11 protein-coding genes are annotated in these 14,892 nt (G+C 71.1%); 6 read left to right on the top strand and 5 right to left on the bottom strand.

The genetic code is table 11. The features are described from left to right. Positions 1 to 17: 17 nt before the first annotated feature. Positions 18 to 5,894, top strand: coding sequence for an Hpt domain-containing protein (locus ACMV5O_RS04220; protein ID WP_416162306.1), 5,877 nt, complete (start codon positions 18 to 20; stop codon positions 5,892 to 5,894). Between the two features lie 25 nt (positions 5,895 to 5,919). Here the strand turns inward: ACMV5O_RS04220 and ACMV5O_RS04215 are convergent, their stop codons facing one another. Both ACMV5O_RS04215 and ACMV5O_RS04210 read right to left on the bottom strand, forming a co-directional pair. Continuing rightward, positions 5,920 to 7,095 (bottom strand): MalY/PatB family protein, encoded by a 1,176-nt coding sequence (locus tag ACMV5O_RS04215; protein WP_416162305.1) that lies wholly within the window; start codon positions 7,093 to 7,095, stop codon positions 5,920 to 5,922. Between the two features lie 119 nt (positions 7,096 to 7,214). Beyond that, positions 7,215 to 8,654: a cryptochrome/photolyase family protein gene (locus ACMV5O_RS04210; protein WP_416162304.1), complete on the bottom strand. Its 1,440-nt coding sequence runs from the start codon at positions 8,652 to 8,654 to the stop codon at positions 7,215 to 7,217. A 104-nt stretch (positions 8,655 to 8,758) separates the two neighbouring features. Here ACMV5O_RS04210 and ACMV5O_RS04205 point away from each other — a divergent pair, with 104 nt between their 5' ends. From ACMV5O_RS04205 to ACMV5O_RS04185, 5 genes are read left to right on the top strand one after another with little or no spacing between them, the layout of a single operon-like run. Continuing rightward, complete coding sequence (locus ACMV5O_RS04205; protein ID WP_416162303.1) at positions 8,759 to 9,325, top strand: YqgE/AlgH family protein; 567 nt, start codon at positions 8,759 to 8,761, stop codon at positions 9,323 to 9,325. Further along, complete coding sequence (gene ruvX / locus ACMV5O_RS04200; RefSeq protein ID WP_416162302.1) at positions 9,318 to 9,815, top strand: Holliday junction resolvase RuvX; 498 nt, start codon at positions 9,318 to 9,320, stop codon at positions 9,813 to 9,815. The genes ACMV5O_RS04205 and ruvX overlap by 8 nt, the downstream gene beginning before the upstream one ends. Further along, positions 9,802 to 10,323, top strand: a complete 522-nt coding sequence (gene pyrR, locus ACMV5O_RS04195; RefSeq protein ID WP_416162301.1) for a bifunctional pyr operon transcriptional regulator/uracil phosphoribosyltransferase PyrR — start codon at positions 9,802 to 9,804, stop codon at positions 10,321 to 10,323. The genes ruvX and pyrR overlap by 14 nt, the downstream gene beginning before the upstream one ends. 16 nt (positions 10,324 to 10,339) lie before the next feature. Further along, positions 10,340 to 11,299, top strand: a complete 960-nt coding sequence (locus ACMV5O_RS04190; RefSeq protein ID WP_416162300.1) for an aspartate carbamoyltransferase catalytic subunit — start codon at positions 10,340 to 10,342, stop codon at positions 11,297 to 11,299. Positions 11,300 to 11,326: 27 nt separating this feature from the next. Then, complete coding sequence (locus tag ACMV5O_RS04185; protein WP_416162299.1) at positions 11,327 to 12,607, top strand: dihydroorotase; 1,281 nt, start codon at positions 11,327 to 11,329, stop codon at positions 12,605 to 12,607. 41 nt (positions 12,608 to 12,648) lie between these two features. Here the strand turns inward: ACMV5O_RS04185 and ACMV5O_RS04180 are convergent, their stop codons facing one another. The 3 genes from ACMV5O_RS04180 to ACMV5O_RS04170 are packed head-to-tail and all read right to left on the bottom strand — an operon-like array spanning position 12,649 to position 14,819. After that, entirely contained in the window at positions 12,649 to 13,230 is a 582-nt protein-coding gene (locus ACMV5O_RS04180; protein WP_324538871.1) for a YggT family protein, read from the bottom strand. Positions 13,231 to 13,234: 4 nt separating this feature from the next. Continuing rightward, entirely contained in the window at positions 13,235 to 14,059 is an 825-nt protein-coding gene (proC, locus tag ACMV5O_RS04175; protein WP_416162298.1) for a pyrroline-5-carboxylate reductase, read from the bottom strand. Between the two features lie 40 nt (positions 14,060 to 14,099). Then, positions 14,100 to 14,819 carry a YggS family pyridoxal phosphate-dependent enzyme gene (locus ACMV5O_RS04170; RefSeq protein WP_324538877.1) on the bottom strand — a complete coding sequence of 240 codons (720 nt, stop codon included), beginning with the start codon at positions 14,817 to 14,819 and terminating at the stop codon, positions 14,100 to 14,102. Positions 14,820 to 14,892: the final 73 nt, after the last annotated feature.

Raw genomic sequence — 14,892 nt, 5'->3', positions numbered from 1 at the left:
GCAGCAGGAACACGACCATGACACACGCCACCGAGGCGGACCTGGGGCCGCTGATCTGGGTCAAGGGCGAGATCGACGCCGCCCTCACGCGTGCCGGCGAGGCGCTGGAGCGCGCTGACGGCGACGATGCCGCATCCGGCCTGCAGTTCGCCCAGACCCACCTGCACCAGGTGCGCGGCGCGCTGTCCATCGTCGGCCTCGACGGCCTGACGCAGTTCACCGACGCACTCGAGCAGTTGCTCGGCGCGATGAGCCGCGGCGAGCGCCCGGGCGACGCCGCGGCGCGCGCCCTGGTGCGCCGCTCGCTGGCGGTGATCGGCAATTATCTGGACGAGCTCGCGCACGGCGCCCCCGACCAGGCCTTGCGCCTGGCACCGCATTACCTCGCCCTGGCTGACGCGCGCGGGCAGGCCGACGCCAGCGCCGCCGACCTGTTCCACCCCGACCTTTCGCGCCGGCCGCCGGCACGCGACGCCCACGCCACCGTGGTGCCCGACAGCGACGCCGCGCACAGACTGCGGGCCGCGCGCAGCCGCTTCGAGCGCGGCCTGCTCGACTGGCTGCGCCGGGGCGCCGCCGGCGACGGTGCGCGCGCCATGCGCGACGCCATTGCCGAGGTCGAGGCCGTGCAGCCGACGCCCGCCGCACGCAGCCTGTGGTGGGTCTGCCTCGCCTTTCTCGATGCCCTCGCGCAGGGTGACCTGAAGTCCGAACCGGCGATCAGGCGCCTGTGCACCCAGATCGACGCGCAGTTTCGCCGCCTGATGAGCGGCGCACCGGCGGCGCCTGACCGCCTGCTGCGCGAACTGCTGTACCAGGTTGCCATCACGCCGGCCCACACCGAGCAGCAAGCGGCCGTGAAGGCGTGCTGGCAACTCGAGGCGCTGATCCCCGAGGCCGGCGCCAGCATCGGGGACACGCCGATCGCGCCGCTGCTCGACGCCCTCAACCGCCAGCTCGCGGTGGCGCGCGAGCACTGGGACGAATTCTGCTCGGGCACTGCCGTCGCCCTGGCGCGCTTCGAGGACGCCATTGGCGCCCTCAGCGAGACTGCACCGCCACTCGGCCGCCCGGCCGCGCAACGCCTCGTCGACGGCGTCCGCGATTTCGCCCACTGGCTGCGCCGCGACCCGCTGCAGTTCTCCGACGCCGGCGCCCTGGAGATCGCTACCGGCCTGCTGCTGCTCGAGACCGCCTTCGAGCGCCGTCCGCCCGAGCGCAGCTTCGGCGCCCGTGCCGACACCGCGCTGGCGCGCCTCGCCGCGCTGCAGCGCGGCGAGACGGTGGGCGCCGACAGCGCCCTCGACAGCCTCGCCGGTGCCGGCGAATCGCAGGAAAAGGCCGCGATCGCCCAGCTTGCGAAGGAGATGCTGGCCAGCCTCGCCCATGTCGAGCAGGTCCTCGACGACTTCTTCCGCAACCAGGCCAAGCGCGAACCCCTGCTGCAGCTGCACAAGCCCCTGCAGCAGATCATCGGCGCGCTGAGCATGCTCGGCGAGACCGATGCGCTCGGCCTCGTGCGCGACGCCGCGGTGCGTATTGCCGGCATGGGCAGTGCAGACAGCAGCGCCGACCAGGCCGAGTTCGAAGCCCTCGCCCATCAACTCTCGGCACTCGGCTTCTACATCGAGGCGCTGCCGCGCGGCGGCGCCCGACTTGACGCATTGCTGGCGCCGAGCACCGCAGCCGCCCTGTCGGAGGCGCCGGTGATCGAATCCGAGCCAGCCACGCAGGCCATGCCAGAGCCCGAGATCGTCGCCGACGCGTTCGCGTTCGGCGCGGCAACGGCCAGCGGCGGTAAGCCGGCGACCCACGCCGCGGAGCCGGCGGATGCCGAGCCCCTCGCCTTGCCTGATGCACCCGAGGCGCTGTCTGCCCCCGAAAGCCTGGCAGTCCCTGAAGCCCTCCCCGTAGCGGAAGGCCTTGCTGCCCCTGAAGGCCTCGCTGTCGCCGAAGGTCCCGCGGCACCCGAGATGCCCGCCGTGCTCGCCGCGGACGAGGCCGAGCGCCCCGCAGCGCCGCTCGAGGCCGCCCTGGACGCAGGCGGCGACGAAGGCGGCGACGACGTGATCACCCTCGTCGAAGATCTCGAATTCGACCTTGCCCCGCCCCAGCCCGCCATCCTGCCGGCGACGCCACCCCGGGCGGCACCTGCGACCGCGGCCGAGGTCGACGCCGAGCTGTTGGGCATCTTCATCGAGGAGGCGCTCGAGGTGCTGTCGACGCTGCGCGAGCACCTCGCGCTGCTGCGCAGCGAGCCGACCGAGCCGTCCCACCTCGTCACCATCCGTCGCAGCTTCCACACCCTCAAGGGTAGCGGCCGCATGGTGGGCCTGGTCGCACTCGGCGAAGTGGCCTGGGCGGTCGAGCAGACACTCAACCGCTGGTTGCAGCTCGACTGGCCGGTCACACCAGCGCTGCTGCACCTGATCGACGAAGGCGAGCAGCGCTTCGCCGCATGGGTCGCCGCGCTGCAGCAAGGTGGCATCGCGCTCGACGCCAGTGCGCTGGTCAGCGAGGCCGAGCGCCTGCGCGCAGCAGACACGCCGCCTGTCGAGCCCATGTCCAGCGCACCGCCGACCCTGACCGAGCCGCCTGCCGCCGCGGACGAGGCGGAACCCTTCGTCCTCAGCGATCTCGGCTTCCCGACGCTGCCGCCGTCGCCCGAAGGCGAAGCCCTGCCGCTGATTCCCGAACCCGAACCCGAGCCCGCGCCAGCGGCCGAGCCGGCGGCGCCCGCCGAAATGGTGATCGAGGCTGCCGACTTCCTGATGGAAGGCGAGCTCGGCGCGCCCACGCCCGCAGGCGTGTCGCAGCCGGACCGCGCAGCGCAGGCGGACGCCGCGCTCGCAGCCGAGCCGGTCGTGAGCCTGGAAGCGCTCGAGGAGCCTGACGCGCTGGAAGTGGCTGACAGCCTCGACGCGCTCGCGCCGCTCGAGGAGGCCCGACCCATCGACGCCCTGGAGGCCGCCGAGGCCGACGATCGCTTCGTGGCCCTGGAAGGCGGCGAGGAAGCGGAGACGGCGCCGACGGCGGCACAGCAGGCGTCGCCCGAGCCCATCCTGCCCCCTCCGGATGTGGTCCAGCTTGGCGAGCACGCGATCTCGCGCGCACTGCACGAACTCTACTGCGCCGAAGCCGCGCAGCACCTCGACACCCTGGGCGAGGAATTCGCCCGCCTGCGCGCCGGGCCGACTGCGCCGCCCTCGCTCGCCGCGCTGCGCGCGGCCCACACTTTCGCCGGCATTTCGGGCACCGCCCACCTGAGCCAGGCGCAGGCGCTGGGGCGGGCGCTCGAACATGCGCTCGAGCGCCTGCGCGACGGCGATCGCGCCCCGCTCGCAGACGAACAGGCGCTCTTGGCGGCCAGCCTCGATACCCTGCGCGGGATGCTCGCCGACATTTGCGCCCTGCAGCTGCCGGCCCCCGCCGTTGAGCTCGCCGCTGCGCTGGACGCGCACTTCCGTGCCCCCCGCGCAGCGCTTGCGGACGTCCCCGGTGACGAGGACGCGGCCCGCGCACAGGCCCCCACGCCACCGGACGTGGCGCTCAAGCCCGCCGCGCCGGGCGCCGAGGCGGCCTCGCCGCCGCCCGCCCTGCCGGCGCGTGGCGCGGCGCCGCAAGACGACATCGACAGCCAGTTGCTGCCGATCTTCCTCGAGGAGGCATCCGAGCTGCTCGGCGAGCTGCACGCCACCCTGCGCCGCTGGCGCGGCGCCCCCGCGGCCGAGGCCGAGGAGGCAGCGCGTGCAGTCGCCCGTTTGCTGCACTCGCTCAAGGGCAGCGCGCGCATGGCCGGCGCGATGACCCTGGGCGAACACCTGCACCAGCTCGAGTCGCGGCTCGAGGACGGCCTGACCGCAAAGGACGGCACCGCCAGCCTGGTCGACGAGCTCGCCTTCGGCCTCGACGTCAGCGAGCACATGGTCGACACGCTCGCGCTTGAGTACGCGGAAGGGGCCGGAGCCGACGCAAGCGCCGACACGCGTGTCGCCGGTGCAGCACCGGACACGCCTTCGCCGGCGAGCGCCAGTCGCGCCGTCGAGGCCGAACCGATCGCCAGCCCCACCCTGCGCGTGCGCGCCGAGCTGATCGACCGCTTCGTCAACCAGGCCGGCGAGATCGGCGTCGCCCGCAGCCGCATCGATGGCGAACTGCGCACCCTGCGGCGTTCGCTGCTCGATCTCACCGAGAACGTCATCCGCCTGCGCAACCAGTTGCGCGAAGTGGAGATTCAGGCCGAGGTGCAGATGCAGTCGCGCATCGCGCAGGCCGGCTCCCACGAGGGCCAATTCGACCCGCTGGAGCTCGACCGCTACACCCGCCTGCAGGAACTGACGCGGATGATGGCCGAGAGCGTCAACGACGTCACCACCGTGCAGCAGAACCTGCTGCACAACCTCGACGGCGCGGACATTGCGCTCAACGGCCAGGCGCGCATGTCGCGCGACCTGCAGCAGGGCCTGATGCAGGTACGCATGCTGCCCTTCGACAGTCTTGCCAGCCGCCTCTACCGGGTGGTGCGCCAGAGTGCGAAGGAGCTCGGCAAACGCGCCAGCCTCGACCTGCGCGGCGGCCGCATCGAGATCGACCGCAGCGTGCTCGAGCAGATGGCCGCGCCGCTCGAGCACCTGCTGCGCAACGCCGTCGCCCACGGCATCGAAGCCCCCGCGCTGCGCGCCGCCGCCGGCAAGCCGGAGACCGGTCGCATCGACCTCAAGGTGACGCAGGAAGGCAACGAGATCGCGATCGAGATTGCCGATGACGGCGCCGGGCTGGACTTCGAGCGCATCGCTGCGCGCGCGCGCAGCCGCGGCCTGCTCGCCGCCGACGAGCATCCCGACGACAAGCGCCTGACCAACCTGATCTTCGTCTCCGGCTTCAGCACCGCCACCGAGCTGTCGGCCGTGTCCGGGCGCGGCGTGGGCATGGACGTGGTCAAGGCCCAGACCGCGGCGGCCGGTGGCCGCGTCGATGTCGTCAGCCGCCGCGGTGCAGGCACCCGCTTCCAGATCCGCCTGCCGCTGACCCTCGCCGTGACCCAGGCCTTGCTGGTGCGTGCCGGCGGCCGCAGCTGGGCGATCCCGTCGAGCATGGTGGCGCAGGCGCTGGAGCTCAAGCCCGACGCCCTGCGCAAGCTGCAGGAAGAGCGCGGCATCGACTGGCAGGGCGAGCGCTTCGCCTACCGCTACCTGCCGCGCCTGCTCGGCGACCGCGAGGCCAGGCCCGAGGAGCAGCGCTACAACTGGGTGCTGCTGCTGCGCGCCGGGGCGCAGACGCTCGCCCTCCATGTCGATAGCCTGCGCGGCAACCAGGAAATCATCGTCAAGAACGCCGGCCCCCAGCTCACCCGCATCATCGGCATGTCCGGGGCGACGGTGCTCGGCGACGGCGAAGTGGTACTGATCCTCAACCCGGTCGCCCTCGCCAGCCGCGGGCTCGCCGGGGGGGGCGAGGACGACGGCGACGCGAGCCTCGCCCTCGAGGCCGCCCCGCCGCCGCTGCACCTACCGACGGTGATGGTGGTGGACGATTCGCTGACCGTGCGCAAGATCACCGGCCGCCTGCTCGAGCGCGAGGGCTACCGCGTGATCACCGCCAAGGACGGCGTCGAGGCGCTCGAACAGCTCATCGACAGCGTGCCGGACGTGATCCTGTCCGACATCGAGATGCCGCGCATGGACGGCTTCGACCTCGTCCGCAACATCCGCGCCGATGCGCGCCTGGCGCACCTGCCGGTGGTCATGATCACCTCGCGCCTGGCGGACAAGCACCGCCAGTACGCGAAGGAGATCGGCGCCAACCACTACCTCGGCAAGCCCTACCAGGAGGAAGAGCTGCTGGCGCTGGTGGCGCGCTACACGGCCCGCAGGCCGGCCCCGGCACGGGTCTGAGACGCGGGCCCCGGCGCGGGCCCGCTCAAGCTGCGAGGGCGCGGGCCATGCGTGCCAGCGCCTCGTCGAGCGTTGCGCGCGGACAGCCGAAGTTGAGCCGGACAAAGCCCGGCGCGCCGAAGGCTGCGCCGTCCGACAGGCCGACGCCAGCCGCCTCGAAAAAGGCCGCGGGCTCGCTCACCCCCCGCTCCGCCATCAGGCTGCGGCAATCGATCCAGGCCAGGTAGGTCGCCTGCGGCACGCTCAGCTGCAGGCCCGGCATCGCGCCGACGGCCTCGACCACGCGATCGCGGTTGCCGCGCAGGTAGACCAGCAGGGCCTGGCGCCAGGGGTCGCCGTCGCGATAGGCGGCTTCCGCCGCCACCATGCCGAGCACATTGACATGAGGCACGAGGCCGCGCATCGCACGCCGATAGCGCCGCCGCAGGAGCGCATCCGGGATCACCGCGAACGCGCAGTAAAGGGCCGGGATGTTCCAGGTCTTGGACGGCGCCATCAGGGTGATCGTGCGCCTGGCGGTGGCCTCGTCGAGGGCCGCGATCGGGCGGTGCGGGCGATCCGCGTCGAGCACGAGCCCGCAGTGGATCTCGTCGGCGCAGATCAGCAGGTCGTGCGCCGCGGCAAAGTCCGCCAGCCGGCGCAGCTCGGCCTCGTCGAACACACGGCCGACGGGGTTGTGCGGACTGCACAGCAGCAGCAATCGGCTGCGATCGCTGCGGGCGGCCTCCAGCGCCGCCCAGTCCCATTGCCAGCGACCGTCGCGCAGGACCAGCTCGCAGCGCTGCAGCACCCGCCCGGTATTGGCCGGCGCGGACAGGAAGGGCGGATACACCGGGGTCGCAGTCAGCACCCCATCCCCGGCCTCGCCGGCGATCAGGCAGGCGAGGTTGAAGCCGGCCACCACCCCGGGCAGCCACACCAGCCAATCGGGCTCGATGCGCCACTGATGGTCCCGTTGCAGGCCGTCGACCACCGCCTCGACCAAGGACGGCCAGGCGTCGGTGTAGCCGAACACGCGATGGTCGATGCGGGCATGCAGCGCATCGATGATGGCCGGCGGCGCCGCGAAGTCCATGTCGGCCACCCACAAGGGCAGCACATCACGGTCGGCGTAGCGCCCCCACTTCTCGCCCGGCAGCGCGCGGCGATCGATGATGCGGTCGAAATCGAAGTCAGCGGCTACGGTGGGGGCGAATGTCATGGCGGGGATTCCGGGGAGCAGGGAACGCGCGGCAAGAGGGGCGGCGCAGCGCCATTGTCCCGCATCTGGCGCCCGCCATCAGCGCCCCGCGACCGGCCGCGAAGCACGCCCCCCGACACTCACCGCTTGAGCACGCCGAAGCGCGCCAGCGTGCGCTCGCGCGCCACCGCATGGTCGACCACCGGCGCCGGGTAATCGACGCCGATCCGGGTGCGGCAGGCGGCCTGGTCAATGCCGCCCATGGTCCACGGCGCGTGGATGAACTTGTCCGGCACGCGCGCAAGCTCGGGCAGATAGCGGCGGATGAAGCGCCCCTCGGCATCGAACTTCTCCGATTGCGTCACCGGATTGAAGATGCGGAACCAGGGCTGGGCATCGCAGCCGGTGGAGGCCGCCCACTGCCAGCCGCCGTTGTTGGCGGCGAGGTCGTAGTCGTTGAGGTGGTCGGCAAAGTAGCGCTCGCCGCGCCGCCAGTCGATGCCCAGGTCCTTGGCCAGGAAGGACGCCACGATCATGCGCAGGCGGTTGTGCATGTAGCCGGTCTGGTTGAGCTGGCGCATCGCCGCATCGACGATCGGATAGCCGGTGCGCGCCTCGCACCAGGCCTCGAACAGCGCCGGGGCGTCGTCCCACACGATGCGCTCGTATTCCGGCCGGAAGGCGTGCTCGAGCACATGCGGGTTGTGCCACAGGATCATGTGATAGAAATCGCGCCAGATCAGCTCGTTGAGCCAGCTCTCGGCCCCCTCGCCGGCGCGGGCGCGGGCGGCCGCGGCGAGCGCGCGGATCGACACCGTGCCGAAGCGCAGGTGGGTGGACAGGTAGCTCACCCCCTTCACCGCCGGAAAGTCGCGCGCACGCTTGTAGCGGTCGATGCGGCCGAGGAAGTCCTCGAACAGCTGACGGCCGCCGCTCATGCCCACCGGCATCTTCATGTCGGCCAGATTGGTTGGCTCGAAGCCGATGTCGGCCAGCGTCGGCAGGTGTTCGCCGGGCGGGCGAGGGGCAAGGCGCGCGGCGTAGGGCTCGATCGGCCAGGCTGCAAGCTGCGCGTCGTCGACCGCCTTCAGCCATGCATTCCTGTACGGCGTGAACACGCTGAAGGGCTTGCCGGCCAGGGTCAGCACCTCGTCGCGCTCGAACACGACCTGGTCCTTGAAGTCCTCGAAGCCGATCCCCGCCTCCGCCAGCCGCTGCGCGACCCGGCTGTCGCGCACGATGGCCGCCGGCTCGTAGTCGCGATTGGCGAAGACCTTGTCCACGCCCAGCTCGCACGCCAGTTGCGGAATCAAGGCATCGGCGCGGCCGTGGCGCACGATCAGGCCGGCGCCGGCCACCCCCACGTCGCGCGCCAGGGCCGCGAGCCCGGCATCGAGCTCGAGCAGGCTGCGCTGGATGAACTCCACCCGGCGGTCGGCCCGTGTCGGCAAGGCGTCGAGGATCTCGCGATCGAAGACGAAGACGCAATGCACGCGATCGGCAAAGCGCAGCGCATGATGGAGCGCCGCGTGATCGAAGCAGCGCAGGTCGCGGCGAAACCAGACAAGGGCGGAAGGCATGGTTTGTCCTGGACAAAACAGATCTGCGATTATGCGCCATCCTGACCACTCCGATCACGCACCACTTGCCCATGAAGGCGGGCGATGGGCGTAAAATCCCGCGCATGGACACGCCCACGGCCAACTTCACGCATCACTTCCTGATCGCCATGCCCAACATGGCCGATCCGCATTTCACGCGCACCCTCACCTACATCGCCGAACACAACGACCAGGGGGCGCTCGGCATCATCGTCAATCGCCCGATCGACATGACGCTGGCGACGCTGTTCGAGCGCATCGACCTGCCGCTCGAGGCCGAGGGCTTCGCCGCGCAGCCGGTGTATTTCGGCGGTCCGGTGCAGACCGATCGCGGCTTCGTGCTGCATCGCCCGATCGGCGAGTGGCACTCCACGCTCAAGGTCAATGAGGAGGTCGGGCTCACCAGCAGCCGCGACGTGCTGCAGGCAATCGGCGCCAGCGGCGAACCGCAGGATGTGCTCGTCACCCTCGGCTACGCCGGCTGGGCCGCCGGCCAGCTCGAGCAGGAGCTGATGGACAATGCCTGGCTGACGGTGCCGGCGGACATGGCGATCATCTTCGAGCTGCCGCCCGAAGAGCGCCTGGCGGCCGCCATGCAGAAGCTGGGGGTGGATTTCGCCAACCTGAGCGAGGTTGCCGGGCATGCCTGATGCGGCACGCGCCGCGCCCACCGCCCCTGCAGCCCCGCCCGCCGGCACGGCGCTGCCCGAGCGCGGCACCCTGCTCGGCTTCGACTTCGGCCTTGCGCGCATCGGCGTCGCCACCGGCGAACTCGAGACCGGCCAGGCCAGCGCACTGACCACCGTGCACGACGAGGCGGGCGATGCCCGCTTCAAGGCCATCGCCCGCCTCATCGCCGAATGGCGCCCGGTGGCGCTGATCGTCGGCATTCCGCGCCATCTCGACGGCCGCGAGCACGCCCTCACCGCGCGCTGCCGACGCTTTGCCAACCAGCTCCACGGCCGCTTTGCGCTACCGGTGCTGACGGTGGACGAGCGCCTGAGCTCGGTCGCCGCCGAATCCGGACTCGCCGACGCCGGCCTCAAGGGCTGGCGCGAGCGCAAGGCAGTGCTCGACGCTGCCGCCGCACAGATCATCCTGCAAACCTTCCTGGACGCCCGTCGCCATGCAAGCACTTGATGCCGAAGCCCTGTGCCGGCAACTCGCCGAACAGATCCGCCCTCACGCCACGCCCGCCACCGCGCTGGTCGGCATCTACACCGGCGGCCTGTGGCTGGCCGAGCGCCTGCACGCCGAGCTGGGCATCGCCCAGCCGCTGGGCGCGATCGATGTCTCCTTCTACCGCGACGACTATGCGAGCAAGGGCCTGCACGCCAGGCCGCAGCGCACCGGCATCGCCTTCAACGTCGATGGCGCGCACGTGATCCTGGTCGATGACGTGCTGTACACCGGCCGCACCACGCGCGCGGCCCTCAACGAGCTGTTCGACTTCGGCCGCCCGGCGGCGGTCGAGCTTGCCGTGCTGGTCGACCGCGGCAGCCGCGAGCTGCCGATCGCCGCGCGCTACTGCGCCCATACCCTGGCCACGCCCCTGCCGCGCGAGCAGAACCTGGAGCTGCTGCGCGACGACGCCGGCCGCTTCACCCTCAAGCTCACCCAAGCCCAACCGGCCCCGGCCAACCGCTGATTCCGAGGCAAGCCCGATGCGCCATCCCCAGCTCAACAAGCACGGCGAACTGCAGCATCTGCTGACGCTCGACGGTCTGCCGCGCGACATCCTCACCGCCATCCTCGATACCGCCGCGCCCTTCACCGAGGTGGCCGAGCGCGAGGTCAAGAAGCTGCCGCTGCTGCGCGGCAAGAGCGTGTTCAACCTGTTCTTCGAGAACTCGACGCGCACCCGCACCACCTTCGAGATCGCCGCCAAGCGCCTGTCGGCCGACGTAGTGAACCTCAACATCAACACCAGCTCGGCGGCCAAGGGCGAGAGCCTGCTCGACACCGTCGACAACCTGTGCGCGATGCAGGCCGACATGTTCGTCGTGCGCCACGCCGCCAGCGGCGCGCCGATGCTGATCGCCCAGCACCTGCACCACACCGGGCGCGAGCACATCCGCGTCGTCAACGCCGGCGACGGCCGCCATGCGCACCCGACGCAGGGCCTGCTCGACATGTACACCATCCGCCACTTCAAGCGCGACTTCACCAACCTGACGGTGGCGATCGTCGGCGACGTGCTGCACTCGCGCGTGGCGCGCAGCCAGATCGCCGCACTGACCACGCTCGGCGTGCCCGAGGTGCGCGTGATCGGCCCCCGGACCCTGCTGCCGACCGACGTCGAGCGCCTTGGCGTGCGCGTATTCCACGACATGCGCGAAGGCCTGAAGGGTGTGGACGTGGTGATGATGCTGCGCCTGCAGAACGAGCGCATGAACGGCGCCCTGCTGCCCACGCCGCAGGAGTACTACAAGATCTGGGGCCTCACCGCCGACAAGCTGGCGCTCGCCAGGCCCGACGCCATCGTCATGCACCCGGGGCCGATGAACCGCGGCGTCGAGATCGACTCGGCGGTGGCCGACGGCGCGCAGGCGGTCATCCTGCCCCAGGTCACCTTCGGCATCGCCGTGCGCATGGCGGTCATGAGCATGCTGGGCAGCCACTGAGCGCCCGTCACCGATAGGCAATCACGCATGAACATCCTGATTTCCAACGGCCGCCTCGTCGATCCGGCCAATCGCACCGACCGGGTGCAAGACCTCTATGTGGCCGGTGGCAAGATCGTCGCCCTCGGCCACGCGCCGGATGGCTTCGTCGCCCAGCGCCACATCGACGCCAGCGGCCTGGTGGTTGCGCCCGGCTTCATCGACCTCGCCGCGCGCCTGCGCGAGCCCGGCTTCGAATACCGCGCCACGCTCGAATCCGAGATGGAAGCGGCGATGGCCGGCGGCGTCACCAGCCTGGCGATCCCGCCCGACACCGACCCCGCGCTCGACGAGCCCGGCCTGGTCGAGATGCTCACCTACCGCGCCAAGAAGCTGAACCGCGCCCACATCTACCCGGTCGGCGCGCTCACCCTCGGCCTCAAGGGCGAGCGCCTGTCCGAGATGGCCGAGCTGGTCGAGGCCGGCTGCGTCGCCTTCTCCCAGGCCAACGTGCCGATCGTCGACAACGGCGTGCTGATGCGCGCGCTGCAGTACGCGGCGACCTTCGATTTCCGCGTCTGGCTGCAGCCGATCGCGCCCTTTCTCGCCCGCGGCGGCAATGCCCACGACGGCGAGGTCGCGACCCGGCTGGGTCTGGCCGGCATCCCGGTCGCGGCCGAGACGGTCGCGCTGTACACTTATCTGGAGCTGGCCAAGATCACCGGCGCACGCCTGCACATCACCCGCCTGTCGTCGGCGGCCGGCCTCGCGCTGATCGAGCAGGCGCGCGCCGAAGGCATGGACGTCAGCTGCGATGTGTCGATCAACCATGTGCACCTGTGCGACATGGACATCGGCTACTTCAATCCCAACTGCCACCTGATCCCGCCGCTGCGCAGCCAGCGCGACCGCGAGGCGCTGTGCCAGGGCCTGGCCGAAGGCCGCATCAATGCCCTGTGCTCGGACCACACGCCGGTGGACGATGACGGCAAGCAGGCGCCGTTCTCCGAATCCGAGCCCGGCGCCACCGGGCTGGAGCTGCTGCTGCCGCTGACCCTGAAGTGGGCGGAGCGCGCCGGGCTGTCGCTGCTCGACGGGCTGGCCCGCATCACCTCGGACGCGGCCAGGATCGTCGGCATCACCAAGGCCGGCCACCTGTCGGTGGGCGCGCGCGCCGACGTGTGCGTGTTCGACCCCGCGGCACACATCGCCATCACGCGCGACAACCTGAAGAGCCAGGGCAAGAACACGCCCTTCCTCGGCATGGAGCTGCCGGGCAAGGTGCGCTACACCCTGGTCGAAGGTCAGGTGATGTACGACGGCGACTGAGCCGGCGCCGGCCGGTGCCGGCCGCCCCCCGTGAGGTGCCTTCAGCCCCCGAACAGCAGCGGCGCGAAGCTGTTGCGCATGCCGGCGAGCACCATCAGCACGATCTGCAGCACCAGCAGCAGCACCAGCGGCGACAGGTCGACGTTGGCGATGCTCGGCACCACGCGGCGGAAGGGGCGCAGGAAGGGGTCGGCGAGCGCATGCAGCAGCGGCGCCAGCGGTGCGTGCGGGCTGACCCAGGACAGCAGGGCCGAACCGAGCACGATGGCGAACAGCAGATACACCATCATGCGCAGGGTCTCGATCAGGCCGACGCCGACCAGGCCCAGCGCGACCGCGCCCGCGCTGCCGCTGAACACGGCGCCACGCAGGCTGAGCTCGAAGGCCACCAGCAGCACCTGCACCAGCCAGGCCGGCAGCAGGCTGGCCATGTCGAGGCCGAACACCCCGGGCACGAAGCGGCGCAGCGGGCGCACGACCCAGTCGGTGGTGGTGACGACGAACTGGCCGATCTGGTTGCGGAAAGAAATGCGCTGCCACTGCATGTAGAAGCGCGCGAGCAGCATCAGCGTGATGAAGCCGCAGACGGTGTTGAGTACCAGCAGCATTATGTTGGCAAGCATCGTGTCAGTCCTTGCCGAGTTCGTCGCCGAGGGCGCGGCCGCGCGCCGCGGCCGCCCGCACCGCCTCGATCAGCGCATCGTGCCAGCCAGCCGCGGCCAGGCTGGCGAGCGCAGCCTCGGTCGTGCCGCCCTTGGAGGTCACCTTCTGGCGCAGCAGCGCTGGCGAATCCTCGGCGCTCGCCGCGAGCTTCGCCGCGCCCAGCGCGGTGTCGATCGCCAGACGGCGCGCCGCCGCCTCATCGAAGCCGAGCGCGCGCCCGGCGGCCTCGAGCGCCTCGATGAAGTGGAACACGTAGGCCGGGCCGCTGCCCGAGATCGCCGTCACTGCATCCATCTGGGCCTCGCTGTCGGCCCATACCGTGCTGCCGACCGCGGCGAGGATGCGCTCGGCCGCCTCGCGACCGGCGGCGTCGACCGCGGGGTGGGCATACAGGCCGGTTACGCCGGCACCGATCAGGGCCGGCGTGTTGGGCATGCAGCGCACGAGGCGGGTGTAGGGCGCGCCCGCGCTGCCCAGCCAGCGGCCCAGCGCGTCGAGGCGCAGGCCGGCGGCGATGCTGATGACCAGTTGCTGCTGCAGGCGCCCGGCCAAGGGCGCGAGCGCCGCCTTCAGCTGCTGCGGCTTGACCGCGAGCACCAGCACCTCGCAGGCGATCGCCGCGTCATCTGCCGCCTCGATCGCGCGCACGCCGAAGCGCTGCACCAGGGCTTCGCGCGCCGCGGCACCCAGTTCGACGACCTGGATGGCGGCGGCCTCGAAGCCGCGTTCGATCATGCCGCCGATGAGAGCGGTGGCCATGTTGCCGCCGCCAAGAAAAGTGATCTTCATGAGCTGACCTGGATGGATGAGCCGACGCCGCATGCCGGCGTCAGGCGGAAAGGCTTGAAGCCCGGGTTGAAGCCGGCGCGCGGCGCTCGCCGAAAATGGCCGTGCCCACACGCACCACGGTCGCCCCCGCGGCGACCGCCGCCTCGAGGTCGTGCGACATGCCCATCGACAAGGTGTCGACGGCCAGGCCCGCGGCCACGAGTTCATCCCGCAGGCCACGCAGCAGGGCAAAGCGCGCCTGCAGCAGCGCCGCATCCTCGCTCGGCTCGGGGATGCACATCAGGCCGCGCAGGCGCAGCCGGGGCAAGGCGGCCACCGCCCTGGCCAGCGCGAGCGTCTCGCCCGGCGCGATGCCGCTCTTGCTGTCCTCGCCGCTGACGTTGACCTGGATGCACACATTGAGCGGCGGCAGATGCACGTCGCGCTGCGCCGACAGGCGCTCGGCGATCCGGAGGCGGTCGATGCTGTGCACCCAGTCGAAGGCATTGGCCACCGGCCGTGTCTTGTTGCTCTGCAGCGGACCGATGAAATGCCACTCGAGACCGAGCGTGCGCAGGGCATCGATCTTGTCGACGCCTTCCTGCACGTAGTTCTCGCCAAAACGGCGCTGACCGGCAAGGGCTGCTTCGCGCACCGCCTCGGCCGGCCAGGTCTTGCTCACGGCCAGCAGATCGACCGACGCCGGCTCACGACCCGAGGCCCGCGCGGCGGCAGCGATGCGGGCCTGCACCGCGTGCAGTCGCTCGGCAATTGTCGTCATATTCCGTGGCCTATTTCCTCAAGGGCAAAGCGCAAAAAGTATAGCATTGCCGCGTTGCCTCCTTTTTGCGCCG

The sequence above is a fragment of the Thauera sp. WH-1 genome (genome assembly GCF_047806685.1).
GTDB lineage: Bacteria > Pseudomonadota > Gammaproteobacteria > Burkholderiales > Rhodocyclaceae > Thauera.
The sequence above is the reverse complement of the archived record's forward strand: the minus strand, read 5'-3'. Positions and strand labels throughout refer to the sequence as shown.

Bases quoted from the DNA above. Each gene is read 5' to 3' on its own strand.
- ACMV5O_RS04220 (WP_416162306.1), top strand. From the start codon at position 18: ATGACACACGCCACCGAGGCGGACCTGGGGCCGCTGATCTGGGTCAAG.
- ACMV5O_RS04215 (WP_416162305.1), bottom strand. From the start codon at position 7,095: ATGACATTCGCCCCCACCGTAGCCGCTGACTTCGATTTCGACCGCATC.
- ACMV5O_RS04210 (WP_416162304.1), bottom strand. From the start codon at position 8,654: ATGCCTTCCGCCCTTGTCTGGTTTCGCCGCGACCTGCGCTGCTTCGAT.
- ACMV5O_RS04205 (WP_416162303.1), top strand. From the start codon at position 8,759: ATGGACACGCCCACGGCCAACTTCACGCATCACTTCCTGATCGCCATG.
- ruvX (WP_416162302.1), top strand. From the start codon at position 9,318: ATGCCTGATGCGGCACGCGCCGCGCCCACCGCCCCTGCAGCCCCGCCC.
- pyrR (WP_416162301.1), top strand. From the start codon at position 9,802: ATGCAAGCACTTGATGCCGAAGCCCTGTGCCGGCAACTCGCCGAACAG.
- ACMV5O_RS04190 (WP_416162300.1), top strand. From the start codon at position 10,340: ATGCGCCATCCCCAGCTCAACAAGCACGGCGAACTGCAGCATCTGCTG.
- ACMV5O_RS04185 (WP_416162299.1), top strand. From the start codon at position 11,327: ATGAACATCCTGATTTCCAACGGCCGCCTCGTCGATCCGGCCAATCGC.
- ACMV5O_RS04180 (WP_324538871.1), bottom strand. From the start codon at position 13,230: ATGCTTGCCAACATAATGCTGCTGGTACTCAACACCGTCTGCGGCTTC.
- proC (WP_416162298.1), bottom strand. From the start codon at position 14,059: ATGAAGATCACTTTTCTTGGCGGCGGCAACATGGCCACCGCTCTCATC.
- ACMV5O_RS04170 (WP_324538877.1), bottom strand. From the start codon at position 14,819: ATGACGACAATTGCCGAGCGACTGCACGCGGTGCAGGCCCGCATCGCT.